Raw genomic sequence first — 13559 nt, 5'->3', positions numbered from 1 at the left:
CCACGGCGTGTACGCCGCGGGCCATACCCTGGGCGTATGACGTGGCTCCCCGCAGATCCGACGGGGCGACGGTTCCGCCTCACGACGGACACGGCGACGGCCGAGGTCGCCCAGGTCGGCGCCGCCCTGCGCGCCCTCACCGTGGGCGGCGTGGACCTCGTGCCGCGGTATCGCGACGACATCCCCACGCCGGCCGCGTCGGGGATCGTGCTGGTGCCGTGGCCGAACCGCGTCCGCGACGGCCGGTGGACGCAGCGCGGCGTGACCCGTCAGCTCGCGATCAGCGAACCTGCGCTCGGCAATGCCAGCCACGGCCTGCTCCGCTTCGCCCCCTACCGGGCGGAAGAGGAGGCGACAGATCGCGTCACCCTCTGTGCCGACATCTTTCCGCAGACCGGCTACCCCTTCACTCTGCAGACGCGCGTCACGTACACCCTCACCGACGACGGGATCACCGTCCACCATGATGTGCGCAACGCCGGCGCCGATGACGCCCCGGTCGCCGTCGGCGCACACCCTTTCCTTCAGATCGGCACCGCGAACACCGCCGATCTCGTGCTGCGCTCCTCCGGCGCCACGCGCGTGCTGACCGACGATCGGAAGCTCCCTGTGGGCGAGGCGCCCGTGGATGCGGCGACCGACCTGAGGGAGGGCCGCCGCGTCGGCGACCTCGATCTCGACACCGCTTATCGCGACCTCGATCGCGACTCCGGCGGTCGGGCGCGCACCACCCTCACCGCCCCGGATGGCACATCACTCACGCTGTGGCAGGGCGAGGGGTTCGAGTGGACCCAGGTCTTCACGACCGACCGCTTCCCCGACCACCCCGTCGCCCTCGCGGTGGAGCCCCTGACGGCGCCTGCGGATGCCTTGAACTCCGGCACCGGCGTGCGCTGGCTGCATGCCGGTGAGGCATGGTCCGTCGAGTGGGGGATCACCCGGACGTCGTAAAAACGCTTCCGACCGCGCAGGAACGCCCACTTGTGAGAGAACTCTCACGCCCCTGAGCCAAATTGGTCGTCCTGACGCCCATCTGGCCTCCCTGTGCATGCCTTCGGCGGGATACCATGACCGAGACGGCATGCCGTCACGCTGGGGGAGTTGTTGTGGGCCATCCGGCGTTCGCAAACCGACGAGCGGCGGGGGCCAAGGGAGCTCGACGGTACGTGGACGCCCTGTCCGTGCTGGGTGGAGAGACCCGAGAATGAGTGTCGTCATACCGGTCACCCGAACGGTGTTCATCGTGTCGCCCCGTGCCGTCCTGGCGCGGGCCACTACGATGCAACTCGCGTTGGGGGTCCTGGTCGTGCTCGTCGGCGGCATCCTACTGTCCGTCCTGACGACCACCGATCCGCTCTGGTGGCACCTGCACTTCAGCAGGCTCGGCACCTTCCACGACACCTCCGGGGTTCTCTTCAACGGCACACTCGTCGCCGCCGGCTCGCTGGTCGCCATCTTCGCCAGCCGCGTGGGGCGCGACCTCGCCCGCCTCGGCCGGCTGGCCGGTCGCCGCGGGTCGGGCTTGGCCGCCCAGACCTTCCTCACCACGATCGGCGTGAATCTCGCCCTCGTCGGCTGCGTACCCCTCAACGTCAACCAGACCGTGCACGATCATGTCGCCGCGGCCATGGTGCTCGGCTTCGCCGCTCTCCTGCTGACGTCCCCGCTGCTTCTTCACCGGATGCCGCGACGCCTTCACCTGACGACGGCGGTCACCTTCGCGTTCCTGTTCGCGTCGGCGTGGCAGTTCGTCGGCGGCAGCATCAACCTCGCACTGTTCGAGGTCCTCGCCTTCAGCGCGATGTTCGCCTGGTCGGGGATGTTCACGCACAGCATCGCCGTGCGCTCCAAACCCGCTCTCAGCGTTCCGGCTGCGCCGGCCGATCGCGTCGCAGCGCACGCCGTGTCGCCGAATCCGACGCAGCCGGCGCGCTCGCACCTGGCTCCTCGTCGGCGGGTGCGTTCGCGCCAGTTCGCGACGACTCCCGGCGTTCGCGCCGCCGCCGCGCCCGGTCTGCCCGGCGCTCGGTATCGGCAACCAGCCGCTCGGGGCGCCTCTCCCGCCAGCCCTCGACCAGGTTATACAGCGTCGGGAGCACGAGCAGCGTCAGGACGGTCGACGATATCAGTCCGCCGATCACCACGATCGCGAGTGGCTGAGAAATAAACCCGCCGTGCCCGGTGATGCCCAGCGCCATCGGGGTCAGCGCGAAGATCGTCGCCAAGGCGGTCATCAGGATCGGACGCAGTCGCCGTGATCCGCCGGCGACGGTGGCGTCGTGGGCGCTCAGCCCGCTGACCCGGTACTGATTGACCAGATCGACGAGGACGATCGCGTTCGTCACGACGATGCCGATCAGCATCAGTACGCCGATCAGCGACGCGACGCCCAGCGGCACACCGGTGGCGATCTGCAGCAGGATCGCGCCGGTGGCAGCGAACGGCACCGAAACGAGCAGGAGCAGCGGCTGGCGCAGCGACTTGAACGTCGCGACCATCACGATGTAGACGATGAGGATCGCGGCCAGCATCGCGAGGCCGAGCTGCGTGAACGCGTCCGTCTGATCGGCGAGGACCCCGCCGATCTCGGCGTCGGCCCCGCTCGGGAGCTCGGCGTCCTCCAGCGCAGCGGTGACCGAGGCCGACGCCGCCGTCAGGTCGTCGGTGGACGGGGTCACCGTCACCGTCGCCGTGCGCAGACCGCGCTCGGTCGTGATCGAGGTGGGTCCTTCGCTCTCCTCGACGGTGGCGATGGCGTCCAGCCGCACCGGGCCCGCGGCGGAGGGCACCTCGAGGGCGCGCAGCTCGTCGAGGGTCGCCGGCGGCTGGGATGCGGCGAGGTACACCGTCAGCGACGTCCCGTCGATCTCCACCGTGCCGATCTGGCGCGGCTGCATGGTGCTCGACACCAGGCCGCCGACCGCCACCTCCGACAGGCCCCGCTCTGCCGCCTCATCCCGGTCGACCGTCACGGCGATGTAGGGCAGGGACGCGGCAAGGTTGCTGGTGACCTGACCGATGCCGTCGCGGCCCTCGAGTTCGGCGACGAGGGCGTCGGCGGCCTCCTGCAGGGTCGCGCCGTCGGGGGCCGCGACGTCGACCGCGATGTCGGACGAGCCCAACCCGCCACCCGCGGCGGCCACGGTCACGGTACCGACGTCCTCGAGGTCGGCGACGGCCTCCTGCACGCTCTCACGGACGACGATCTGGTCGGCATCGGGGTCGGTGGTGACCGAGTACGTCACGCCGCTCCCGCCGCCGGAGAACGCATCGCGCAGCGCCGAGCCGCTGGAGCCGATCGACACCTGCACCGTCTCGATGCCGTCGACCTCGGCCAGGGCCTCCTCGACACGCTGGGCGGCGGCATCCTCGGCTTCCAGGCTCGCCGCGGGACCGATCTCCTGCGTGACGGTGAAGGTGTTCTGACCGGAGTCGCCGAGGAAGTTCGTCTTCATGAATGGCGCCGCCGCCGCGGTGCCTGCCAGAACCAGCACCGCCAGCCCGAGCGTGGCCCACGAGTGCCGCAGGGTCCAGTTCAGCACCGGCAGGTACGCCTTCTGCAGGCGGCTGGGCGGAGCTTCCGGCGCCTCGGGGTCGACCGGGTTGCCCTCGGCGTCGTGCAGTTGCTTCCCCGGCCGGAGGAACCAGTAGGCCAGCACCGGCACGATGGTCAGCGCGACGAACAGCGACGCCGCCATGGCGATCGTCACAGTGAGCGCGAAGGGTCGGAACAGCTCACCGGTGACGTCGCCGACGAAGGCGATGGGGAGGAACACCGCGACCGTCGTGATGGTGGACGCCGTGATCGCCGCGGCCACCTCGCGGACCGCGCGGAGAATCGACCCGAGCTTGTCGGCATCGCCCACGTAGTGGCGCTTGATGTTCTCGATGACGACGATCGAGTCGTCCACGACGCGGCCGATCGCGATCGTGAGGGCGCCCAGGGTGAGGATGTTCAGCGAGTAACCGAACGCCTGGATGCCGACGAACGTGATCAGGACGCTCGTGGGGATCGAGATGGCCGTCACGAGCGTCGAGCGCACCGACAGCAGGAACAGCAGGATCACCAGTACGGCGAAGGCGAGACCGAGCAGGCCCTCCTGCGCGAGGGCCTCGATGGACTGCTGGATGTACGGAGCCTGGTCGAAGACGACCGTGAAGGACGCGCCCTCCAGCGATGCTTCGAGATCGGGAAGGGCCGCCAGGACGCCGCGGGAGACGTCCACCGTGTTGGCGGCGGGGAGCTTCGTCACGGCGATGGTCAGCGCGGGCTCACCGTCGACGCGCGAGATGCTGGAGACCGGGTCGGAGTCCTCGACCACGGTGGCGACGTCGCCGATCGTGGTGAGACCTTCCCGGAACTGGGCGGCATCGGAGGGGACGAGCGGGAGCGCGGCCACGTCCTCGACGGAGGTGAGCTTGGCGCCGGTCTGGACGGTGAGACTCTCCCCACCCTCCGTGATGTCACCGCCGGGGAAGAGCACCCCGTTCTGGTCGAGGGCGTCGGTGATGGCCTCCTGCGAGAACCCCCGGTCCGCGAGCCGTGCGGGATCGGGGGTGATCGTGACACGCTGGCCGAGCCCGCCCACGATCTGCGCTGCGTTGACCCCGTCGACGTCTTCGAGGTCGGGGATCACCGTCGATTCCAGCGTGGCTTGCGCATTTTCCGCATCATCGAAGCCGGTGACGGCGATCTGGATGACCGGGAAGTCATCGATGCTCGCGGAGATCACGTTCGGCTCGACCGACTCCGGCAGTTGGCTGCTGACGCGATTGATCGCCTGGGTGATCTTCTGCTCGGCGGTCGCGAGGTCGGTGCCGTACGTGAACGACGCGGAGATGATCGAGGCGTTCGTGGTGCTGGTGGCGCTGGTGGCCTCGAGCCCGGGTACACCCTGGATGGCCGTCTCGATCGGGGTCGAGACGTCGTTCTCGACGACTTCGGGCGAGGCGCCGGGGTAGGTCGTGACGACCGCGAGCTGGGGGAACTCGATCGAGGGGATGAGCTCCTGCTTCAGGTTCACCAGCGCGAGTCCGCCGAACACCGCCGCCACGATCGTGATGAGCGCGATGAGCGCCCGGTTCTTCAGGCTCAGGACGGCGAGATTCGACACAGGGGCCCTTCGGGCGGATCGTCGGGACCCGATACCCACGTGTATCGGGGCCTCAGTATCCCATGCCCGACCCTGTGTTTCCTCAGACGAGGAGCGCCACCGACCCCGCCCCGAGGAGCGCACAGGCCACGGATCCCGCGAAGGTTCCCACGGCGTACCCGACGGCGGCGCGGGGGCGCCGTTGCTCGGCCATCGACACCGTCGAGAGGGCTACCGCACTGAAGGTGGTGTAGCCGCCGAGCAGGCCTGTGCCGAGCACCCACGACCCCGTCGCATCCGCGGCGCCGGCCGACAGCACGCCCATCGCGAAGGCGCCGGTCAGGTTGACGACGAGGATGCCCCAGGGCGCGCGCGACCCCACCGCCCGCTGAAAGACGAGATCGACCAGGTAACGCAGGCCCGCACCGACCCCTCCCGCCACGGCGACCCCGGCGAACAGGAGCGGGGTCATGCCGCCGCACCTCGTCGCCGCGCGAGGACGAGGCCGGCCCACGCCGCCGCGGTGCCGGCCACCACCGTGCCGATGCCCCACGCGACCTGCGAGGGATCGGCCGACTCGACGGCGAGCGCGCTGTACGTCGTGAAGCCGCCCAGGAGGCCGGTGCCGAAGAACTGGTGCGCCGCGCGGCGACGCGGTGACGGGCTGCTGCGGGAGAGAAGGCCGACGACGACCCCGAGGGCCAAAGCCCCGAGCACGTTCACGATCGGCACGAGCGCGGGGCCGAGGCGCTCCCCCGCGGCGAGCACGAGGCCGGCCCGCGCCGCCGTTCCGAGCGCCCCGCCGAGGACGACGAGAGCGAGGTGGGCCCACGAGAACACACCGACACCCGAGACCGCCGGCGTCACTGGCCGAGGACGAGGCGGCGGATGGCCGCGTCCCGCGACCCGTCCAGGTCCATGAGCTGCCCGCGACGATACAGCGTGAACACGCGCGGATCGATGTAGCTGCTGCGAGCCACCGAGGGCGTGTTCCCGAGCTTCTCGGCCGTGGCGCGCACGGCCAGCAGTTCGGCGCGCTTGAGGTCGGTCTTGGTGTCGACGGTGCCGATGCGGGCGAGCGCGTCGGCGGCGAGGATGGTTCCGCGCAGCGTCCGGAAGTCCTTCGCCGTGAATGACCCGCCGGTGAGGGCGCGGACGTAGGCGTTGACGTCGCCGGGTGTCAGGGGCACATGGCGGCGTCCGCGCCGATAGGCCAGCAGGGGTGCGCGCGGCCGACCGGCGGCAAGCTCCGAGATGGCCGCGGCGAGATCCTCATCGTCGAGTTCGAGAAGCGCCCGCTTCCCGCTCTTGGCGGGGAACGACAGCGTCACGTGAATGCCGTCGACCACCGCATCGCGGCGCTGCAGCGTGGTCAGGCCGCGGCTGCCATTGCTCGCGAAATATCGCGCCGATCCCACGCGGGGGGCGACCTGATCGAGGAGCCGGAACGCGACCGCCAGGACGCGCTCGCGGTCCAGCTCTTCCCTGCGCAGCGACTGGGTGACCCGTCGCCGCGCGCGCGGAAGCGCCTCGGCCAGCGCGAGTGCGCGGGCGTATTTGCCCTTGTCGCGGCGCTTGGACCACTCCGCGTGATAGAGGTACTGCTTGCGTCCCGCCTCATCCACACCCACCGCCTGGATGTGTCCGTGCGGTTCGCGCGAGATCCATACCTCCCGCCACGCCGGCGGGATGACCAGGGCGTGCGCGCGCTCGGCGTCATCGACGGGGGCAGAACCGCCGGTGTGATCGACGTACCGGAACCCGCGGCCGGCGCGGAGGCGGCGATACCCGGGGTCCTCGTAAGGTCGCACCCGGACCAGTCGCGCCACCGTCAGTGCTTGCGGAGCATCGAGATGAGCTCCGACATCTTCTTGCCGGAGCGGTCTTTCCGATTCGATCCACGTCCACCGGGCATGAGGACTCCTCTCTGGATGATCCGACGGTACGAGACCCGCACGGGGTCGTGCCGGGGCTTGACACGGGGACCGCTCTGTCCTCGCGCGGAGGCGCTGATACCATTGGTTGTCGAGGGGGTCAAGCCCCTCCGTCCCCGCACCTGGATAGGGAAGAGTTGGGCTGCGCCGTCTGCGGTGCCCGGCGCCCTGCCTCAGCGGGACGCCGGCTCAAACAAGGAGTAGACCTCGACATGAACATCGCCCTCATCGTCATCATCGTCATCGCCATCATCCTGGCAATCGTGGGCGGCCTGAACGCCGCTCTGAACTGGCTGCTGTGGGTGGCGCTGATCGTCGGCGTGATCGCGCTGATCGCCTTCCTCTTCCGCGTCATCAGCGGCCGTAAGAGCGTATAACCCCGGGATGGGTCGATGCCTCGGTGCATCCACCCATCGCCCCGGCGGTTGCAACGACCGCGAGAACGAATGCCACGCCCTCTCCGGAGGCGTGGCATTCGTCATGTCTGGAGTCACGCGAGAGATCGCTGCAGGTCGCTGGCGGCCTTGACAGACTCGCGATATATCGTGTTACCCTCCTGACACGCGATATATCGCGACTCCCCCTCACCTCCTGGAGTTCTCATGACCATCGAGAAGTGGCTCGTCCACCCCGGCGAGACCCGCGTCATCGACATCGAGTCCGCGCGCAAGCTGAAGGTCGGCCTCGTCGGCGGGCAGATCGACGTCGTCGCGCACGACCAGCCGGGCGTCCGGATCGAAGTGCATTCCGTCTCGGTGAAGGACCTGCGCATCGAAGTGACCGATGACGGCCTGGAGATCGACCACCCGCAACTGCGCTGGGACAACTTCCTCGAAGTGTTCCGCAATTTCGGTGCGGGCGGCCCCAAGGCGGAGATCAGCGTGGCCGTCCCGCGCGACATCGCGCTGACCCTCGGTGTGGTCAGTGCCAGCGCCCTGGTCTCGGGCCTGCACAGCGACGCGCGGCTGAACACCGTCTCCGGCGACATCATCGTCGACGGACTCGCCGGCGACCTCAACGTCAACGCCGTCTCGGGCGATGTGCAGATCCGGCAGCTCGAGGGGGCCCTGAGCGCCAACAGCGTCTCCGGTGACATCGCCGCGACCGGCGCCGTGAGCAAGGCGTCCATCGACACCGTCTCGGGAGCGATACTCGTCGACTCCCATGGCCCCGTGCACTCCATCGGACTGAACACCGTCAGCGGCACCACGACCATCCGCCTGGACGACGAGCTTCCGGCCAACTACGCCGTGCGTACCGTCAGCGGGCGCGTGCTCGTGGACGGCGTGACCCGTTCCGGGTCGGGGCCGACCAACTACGCCGGATCCACGGGTGAGCTCAGCGGATCCTTCGTCGACATCCGCACCCACTCCGTGTCGGGGAACGTGACGGTCCTGCGCCGCGGCGCCTCGGGCGTCCGCCAGTCCGACCTGGAAGCCGAGGAGGAGTGGTGATGAGCCCCGTCTTCTCCCACGGCGACCTGCGCCTGTATCTGCTGAGCCTCCTCGACGAGTCGCCCCGGCACGGGTACGACCTCATGCAGGCGCTGTCCGACCGCACCGGCGGCACCTACACCCCCTCCGCGGGCACCGTGTACCCGCGTCTGGCGAAGCTCGAGGAGGAGGGCCTCGTCTCCAAGACCGTGGAAGGCCGGAAGACCGTCTACGAGATCACCGACGCGGGGCGGGCGGAAGTGGCGCGGCGCGCGGGCGACCTCGACGGCATCCAGGAGGGACTCGCCGACAGCGTGCGACTCATCGCCGACGAGGTGCGCGGCAGCGTGCGTGAGGCGATGCGGAGCCTACGCGCCGATCTCGCCGCAGCGGCCGAAGGTGAGCGGGGTAACGCCGCGAAGGCACCGCCCGCCGATGACCCGCGCGTGCACAGCCGGCAGCAGCTGCACCGCGCGGACGCGATCGTCAATCACTTCCGCGCCCACGTCCGCTCCGAGTTGCGGACGCACGTGGCGCGCGGCGGCGACCTCGGCGATTCCGTCGTCGATTCGCTCGAGACCGCTCTGGACGAGACGTCCCGCACTCTCACCCGGGGGCTCGGGGGCTGACGTCAGCTCCAGACGATCTCCTGATCATCGGGGACCGGATCGCCGAGCGGAATCACGAGTATCGGACGGTGCTGGCGGTGGCTCAGCCGGGCAGCGACCGAACCCGTGAAGAACTCGCGAAGCGACTCGCCGAACCCGCGCTTGCGGGTGCCGACCACGAGGAGTTTCGCGTCGATGCGCTCGGCGAGATGCTTCATCGCCAGGGCGGGATCACCCACGAGCTGGTGCACGGTCCACGGCACGGGGCAGTCCACCAGAGCGGCCTCCGCGGCCACGCGCACCTCGGCGAGCTCGGCATCTCCACCGCCGATATCGATATCGACCGGAGCCGAGTGGACGAAGCCGTCCGGGTCCTCGAAGGTGACGAAACGGGTGACGTCGACGTGTACGATCGCCAGCGGTGCCGACAGCAGTCGTGCGTATCGCGCGGCCTCGATGACGACGCGCGGCGACTGCCCAGGCACCGTTCCCACGATCACTGCACCCTGGGGAGCGTCCGCGGAGGCGGCCGTCTGCTGTTCCGGACTCTCAGATGCTGCATCCGACATGGCTCCGCGACTCCTGTCCGCCTGACGAACGGGGAGGGGCGCCAGACCACCGTGATACCCTGAATGCTACTCTTACCGGTTCGTATCCGGATCCATGAATGCGTCGGGCCCGAGCTTAGCCCGCGATGTCGAACATGAGGGGGTCTCGCATGGGGCGTGGCCGTCAAAAGGCGAAGAACACCAAGATCGCCCGTGAGTTGAAGTACGACACGTACTCCGTGAATTACGCCGCCCTCGAACGCGAGCTCGGCCACCCGCCCACTGAGGACGAGTACGTCGACAAGTGGGCCGACGAGTACGACGGCGACGAGGACGAGACTTCGGCGGTCTCATCGTCGAAGGCGTGACATCCACACGAAACGGCCGGGGGCGGCTCAGATGAACTGCCCCCGGCCGTTTCGCGCTGTTCAGACGGCTCGTCGCCGGCGTAGGAGTGCGTAGGAACCCACGGCGAGGAACGCGGCACCGATCGCACCCAGGAGCCACGGCGCGTCGGCGCCGGTGACCGCCAACGGTCCGCCGCGTCCGCCCCCGGACACCGCTGCCGCGCCCGTGGAGGGCGACGGGGCCGGCGCACCCTGGTCGGGGGCAGCGGTCACCACCACCGACGCCGCGAGTGCGACCTCGGTCTGGGCGCCCGTGATCGTGACGGTGTGCTCCCCGGTCTCCTCCGGCGCGGTCACGGCGAAACTGACGCGCCCGTTCAGGACGTCGCGCTGGCCGAGCTCGGCCGGGTCGGAGGCGAGGAGGCCGGTGGCCTGCCAGTCGGCGTCGAGACCCTCCACGGTCACCGTGAAGGATCCGCCCGGGGCGACCTCGGCCACATCCGTCGTGATCGTGGCGTCCGCGCTCAGGCTCCGTAGGTCGCGCTCCAGGTTCAGCGCCCGCGCGGCGGTGAAGAACAGATCGGTCTGATCCGTGAGGCCGACGACGTTCGCCGCCCCCGGCCCGTAGCCGGCGATGCGCACCTGCGCCCCGGTGTGCTGCTGCGAGCCGCCCGGCGACGACGTGCCGTAGGCCACGATCATCGGCTCCCCGTCCGCGGTCAGCAGGTGGGTGTTCAGCCCCGGAATCGCCGACCCGACGATCTGGCTGGTGTGGGCGTGGTCGGCGGTGACGACCACGAGGGTGTCCTGACGCTGCTGCGCGAACTCCAGTGCGACCTGCACGGCCTCGTCGAGGTCGACCGTCTCGCCGATCTGACCGCACGCGTTGGCTGCGTGGTCCTGCTTGTCGATACTGGCGCCCTCGACCTGAAGGAAGAAGCCCTCCTCGTTGTCGAGGAGATCGATGGCCTTGTCGGTCAGCGACGCGAGCGACAGCCCGCTGTCCAGCCGCTGGGGGTTGTCCGTGCAGGAAACCGGCGGGGGAAGCGTGCCGCCCGCGGTCAGGTCCACCGCCTGCGGACCGAGCCACCGGACGGGAAAGTTCCCCCCGGAGAACAGGCCGAGCAGGGGCGCGTCTGCGTTCGCCTCCGACACGGAGGCCAGCGCAGCGGCGTCATCGACCACCCGGTAACCGCGCTCTGCCGCCTGGTCGAACAGCGTCTTCCCCTTCCACGGCCCCGCCTTGGCGACCTGGCCGAAGCTGGCCGCCCCGCCGCCGAGCGTCACGTCGGGCCGCACGTTCAGCAGCTGCTCGCTGATCGAGCCCAGCCCCCCGTTCTCGAGCGCCTCGTCGGTGCACGTCGCCGTCGTCTGGTCGGGGCCGTAGCAGCCGCGCGCGGAGATGTGGGCGATCTCGGCACCGGGGGTGGCGTCCTGGATCTCCGACGTCGACACGTTGCCGGTCTTGCGTCCGTTCGCCTTCGCGAGCTCCAGCAGCGTGGGCTGGGCGACACTGTCGACGTCGACGCTGAGCCGGCCGTTGACGGTCTTCGTGCCGGTCGACCATGCCGAGGCGGTCGAGGCCGACTCCGAGGCGTAGTTCGGCGCGCCCTCGGGGGTCAGCGCCCAGTGCAGGTACTGACCCGTCAGCGGCAGCGCGTCGATGCCGGCGAAGGTTCCTGCCGCGCCCTCGGCGTAGTTGCGCGCGACGGTGATCTCCGAGTCGCCCATGCCGTCCCCGATGAGGAGGATGACGTTCTTGGCGGGTCCGTCGATCAGCGCGTCGCGAATCGCCTGGGTCTGGTCCTGATCGAGGCGCGCGGCGCCGCCCGGGTCGGTGATGGGGGCGCCGGCAGCGGAAGCGGGGAGAGCGAGCGCTCCGGATGCGAGGAGCACGGTGGCAGCGGACACGGCGATCGCCGCGCGCCTGCGGCCAACAGAGGGGGGATTGGTCATCGAGGGATCCTTCACTGGGATGAGCCGTCGGCCGACGGCGCAGCATCCAGCGAACTCCGCCCGGGCTAACGCCGCGGAAGCAGCAGGTGAAGATCGGACGAATAAGGACCGACCCGGTCAGCTCTGCTGGCTGCCCTCGACCCACTCGAGGTACTCGGCCGACACCGTGCCCGTGACGTAGCGCCCGTCGAAGCAGCTCATGTCGAGGTCGTCGAGATCCGAGCCCTCCAGGATCGCGGCCTTGAGGTCTTCGACCTCCTGGTACACGAGGTAGTCGCATCCGAGCTCTTCGGCGATCTCGGGAACCGTGCGACCGTGAGCGACGAGTTCCTGACGCGAGGGCATGTTGATGCCGTACACGTGCGGGTAGCGCACGGGCGGCGCCGCGGAGGCGAACGTGACGGTCTTGGCCCCCGCATCCCGGGCCATCTGGATGATCTCGCGGCTCGTCGTGCCGCGGACGATCGAGTCGTCGATGAGGAGGACGTTCTTGCCCTTGAACTCGCTCGACATGGCGTTGAGCTTCTGGCGCACGCTCTTCTTGCGCACCGCCTGCCCGGGCATGATGAAGGTCCGCCCGACGTAGCGGTTCTTGTAGAAGCCCTCGCGGTACTCGATGCCGAGTTTGCGGGCGACCTGCATCGCCGCCGGCCGGGACGAGTCGGGGATGGGCATCACGACGTCGATCGTTCCGGGCGGGGTGTACTTCGCGATGGTGTCGGCCAGCCGCTCCCCCATCCGCAGGCGCGCCTCGTACACCGAGATGCCGTTCATGATCGAGTCGGGCCGGGCGAGATACACGTATTCGAACGAGCACGGCTTGAGCACGGGGTTGGGCGCGCACTGCCGCGTGTGCAGCGTTCCGTCGAGGCTGACGAAAACGGCCTCTCCCGGAAGCACGTCGCGTACCACCTCGAAGCCCGCGTTCTCGAGCACGAGCGATTCGGATGCGACGACCCACTCGTATCCGCCGACCACCGTGCCTGTCGAGAGGGCGGTCCCTGAGCCTGTCGAAGGGTCTGAGCCTGTCGAAGGGTCGGCCTTACGCGTCCCGAGGATGAGGGGGCGGATGCCGAACGGGTCGCGGAAGGCGAGCAGTCCGTACCCGGCGATGAGCGCGATGGCCGCGTACGACCCCTCGACCCGCTCGTGCACGCGCGAGACGGCACGGAACACCTGGTCGGGATCGAGATCGGGTTCGATGATCTCCGACTGCAGCTCGGAGCCGAGGATGTTCACGAGCAGTTCCGTGTCGGAGCTGGTGTTCAGGTGCCGGCGGTCCTTGTGGAACAGCTCATCGGTGAGTTCGCGGGTGTTGGTGAGGTTTCCGTTGTGGACGAGGACGATGCCGTACGGGGCGTTGACGTAGAACGGCTGCGCCTCCTCCTCGCTGGATGCGGTGCCCTTCGTCGCGTAGCGGACGTGACCGAGCCCGATCTCGCCGAGGAGCGACCGCATGTCACGCGTGCGGAAGGCCTCGCGCACCATCCCGCGCTGCTTGTTGATGTGGAACACGCCGTTGGACTCGGCGGTGGCGATACCCGTGGAATCCTGTCCTCGGTGCTGCAGGAGCAGCAGGGCGTTATAGATCTCCTGATTGACCGGGCCGCGCCCGACCATGCCGACGATGCCGCACATGG

The 13559-nt window shown here is 69.4% G+C and carries 13 protein-coding genes; 5 read left to right on the top strand and 8 right to left on the bottom strand.

The window, feature by feature from the left end; genetic code table 11:
- The first annotated feature begins 36 nt into the window (after positions 1–36).
- On the top strand, positions 37–951 hold the full coding sequence (locus AC2DGY_RS12475; RefSeq protein WP_484510076.1) for an aldose 1-epimerase family protein: 915 nt from the start codon (positions 37–39) through the stop codon (positions 949–951).
- A 373-nt stretch (positions 952–1324) separates the two neighbouring features.
- Here AC2DGY_RS12475 and AC2DGY_RS12470 read toward each other — a convergent pair whose 3' ends face one another.
- The 5 genes from AC2DGY_RS12470 to AC2DGY_RS12450 form a co-directional block, all read right to left on the bottom strand.
- A complete protein-coding gene (locus tag AC2DGY_RS12470; RefSeq protein WP_484510075.1) occupies positions 1325–1831 on the bottom strand; it encodes a hypothetical protein in 507 nt (168 codons plus the stop codon).
- A gap of 28 nt (positions 1832–1859) precedes the next feature.
- A complete protein-coding gene (locus AC2DGY_RS12465; protein WP_484510074.1) occupies positions 1860–5114 on the bottom strand; it encodes an efflux RND transporter permease subunit in 3255 nt (1084 codons plus the stop codon).
- A gap of 82 nt (positions 5115–5196) precedes the next feature.
- Positions 5197–5565 (bottom strand): fluoride efflux transporter FluC, encoded by a 369-nt coding sequence (locus tag AC2DGY_RS12460; protein ID WP_484510073.1) that lies wholly within the window; start codon positions 5563–5565, stop codon positions 5197–5199.
- Entirely contained in the window at positions 5562–5933 is a 372-nt protein-coding gene (locus tag AC2DGY_RS12455; RefSeq protein ID WP_484510072.1) for a fluoride efflux transporter FluC, read from the bottom strand. Before AC2DGY_RS12455 ends, AC2DGY_RS12460 begins: the two co-directional genes overlap by 4 nt.
- A gap of 23 nt (positions 5934–5956) precedes the next feature.
- Positions 5957–6922 (bottom strand): DNA topoisomerase IB, encoded by a 966-nt coding sequence (locus AC2DGY_RS12450; protein WP_484510071.1) that lies wholly within the window; start codon positions 6920–6922, stop codon positions 5957–5959.
- 317 nt (positions 6923–7239) lie between these two features.
- On the opposite strand from AC2DGY_RS12450, the gene AC2DGY_RS12445 reads away from it, so the two are divergent.
- The 3 genes from AC2DGY_RS12445 to AC2DGY_RS12435 all read left to right on the top strand — a co-directional run bounded on the left by AC2DGY_RS12445 (position 7240) and on the right by AC2DGY_RS12435 (position 9089).
- Complete coding sequence (locus tag AC2DGY_RS12445; protein WP_484510070.1) at positions 7240–7404, top strand: hypothetical protein; 165 nt, start codon at positions 7240–7242, stop codon at positions 7402–7404.
- Positions 7405–7629: 225 nt separating this feature from the next.
- The gene (locus tag AC2DGY_RS12440; protein WP_484510069.1) at positions 7630–8481 is read left to right on the top strand and encodes a DUF4097 family beta strand repeat-containing protein; all 852 of its coding nucleotides are present in this window, start codon (positions 7630–7632) and stop codon (positions 8479–8481) included.
- Positions 8481–9089, top strand: a complete 609-nt coding sequence (locus AC2DGY_RS12435) for a PadR family transcriptional regulator (RefSeq protein WP_484510068.1) — start codon at positions 8481–8483, stop codon at positions 9087–9089. The genes AC2DGY_RS12440 and AC2DGY_RS12435 overlap by 1 nt, the downstream gene beginning before the upstream one ends.
- Before the next feature lie 2 nt (positions 9090–9091).
- Here AC2DGY_RS12435 and AC2DGY_RS12430 read toward each other — a convergent pair whose 3' ends face one another.
- The gene (locus tag AC2DGY_RS12430; RefSeq protein ID WP_484510067.1) at positions 9092–9637 is read right to left on the bottom strand and encodes a universal stress protein; all 546 of its coding nucleotides are present in this window, start codon (positions 9635–9637) and stop codon (positions 9092–9094) included.
- A gap of 149 nt (positions 9638–9786) precedes the next feature.
- Between AC2DGY_RS12430 and AC2DGY_RS12425 the strand changes: the two genes are divergently transcribed.
- Entirely contained in the window at positions 9787–9984 is a 198-nt protein-coding gene (locus tag AC2DGY_RS12425; RefSeq protein ID WP_484510066.1) for a DUF3073 domain-containing protein, read from the top strand.
- A gap of 60 nt (positions 9985–10044) precedes the next feature.
- Here the strand turns inward: AC2DGY_RS12425 and phoA are convergent, their stop codons facing one another.
- Both phoA and purF read right to left on the bottom strand, forming a co-directional pair.
- The gene (gene phoA / locus AC2DGY_RS12420) at positions 10045–11919 is read right to left on the bottom strand and encodes an alkaline phosphatase (protein ID WP_484510065.1); all 1875 of its coding nucleotides are present in this window, start codon (positions 11917–11919) and stop codon (positions 10045–10047) included.
- Between the two features lie 117 nt (positions 11920–12036).
- Positions 12037–13557: an amidophosphoribosyltransferase gene (gene purF, locus AC2DGY_RS12415; RefSeq protein ID WP_484510064.1), complete on the bottom strand. Its 1521-nt coding sequence runs from the start codon at positions 13555–13557 to the stop codon at positions 12037–12039.
- Positions 13558–13559 lie beyond the last annotated feature (2 nt).

It is taken from the genome of Microbacterium sp. Z6_144 (assembly GCF_057197625.1).
This window is presented reverse-complemented; position numbering and strand designations above follow the sequence as displayed.

Bases quoted from the DNA above. Each gene is read 5' to 3' on its own strand.
- AC2DGY_RS12475 (WP_484510076.1), top strand. From the start codon at position 37: ATGACGTGGCTCCCCGCAGATCCGACGGGGCGACGGTTCCGCCTCACG.
- AC2DGY_RS12460 (WP_484510073.1), bottom strand. From the start codon at position 5,565: ATGACCCCGCTCCTGTTCGCCGGGGTCGCCGTGGCGGGAGGGGTCGGT.
- AC2DGY_RS12445 (WP_484510070.1), top strand. From the start codon at position 7,240: ATGAACATCGCCCTCATCGTCATCATCGTCATCGCCATCATCCTGGCA.
- AC2DGY_RS12440 (WP_484510069.1), top strand. From the start codon at position 7,630: ATGACCATCGAGAAGTGGCTCGTCCACCCCGGCGAGACCCGCGTCATC.
- AC2DGY_RS12435 (WP_484510068.1), top strand. From the start codon at position 8,481: ATGAGCCCCGTCTTCTCCCACGGCGACCTGCGCCTGTATCTGCTGAGC.
- AC2DGY_RS12430 (WP_484510067.1), bottom strand. From the start codon at position 9,637: ATGTCGGATGCAGCATCTGAGAGTCCGGAACAGCAGACGGCCGCCTCC.
- AC2DGY_RS12425 (WP_484510066.1), top strand. From the start codon at position 9,787: ATGGGGCGTGGCCGTCAAAAGGCGAAGAACACCAAGATCGCCCGTGAG.
- phoA (WP_484510065.1), bottom strand. From the start codon at position 11,919: ATGACCAATCCCCCCTCTGTTGGCCGCAGGCGCGCGGCGATCGCCGTG.
- purF (WP_484510064.1), bottom strand. From the start codon at position 13,557: ATGTGCGGCATCGTCGGCATGGTCGGGCGCGGCCCGGTCAATCAGGAG.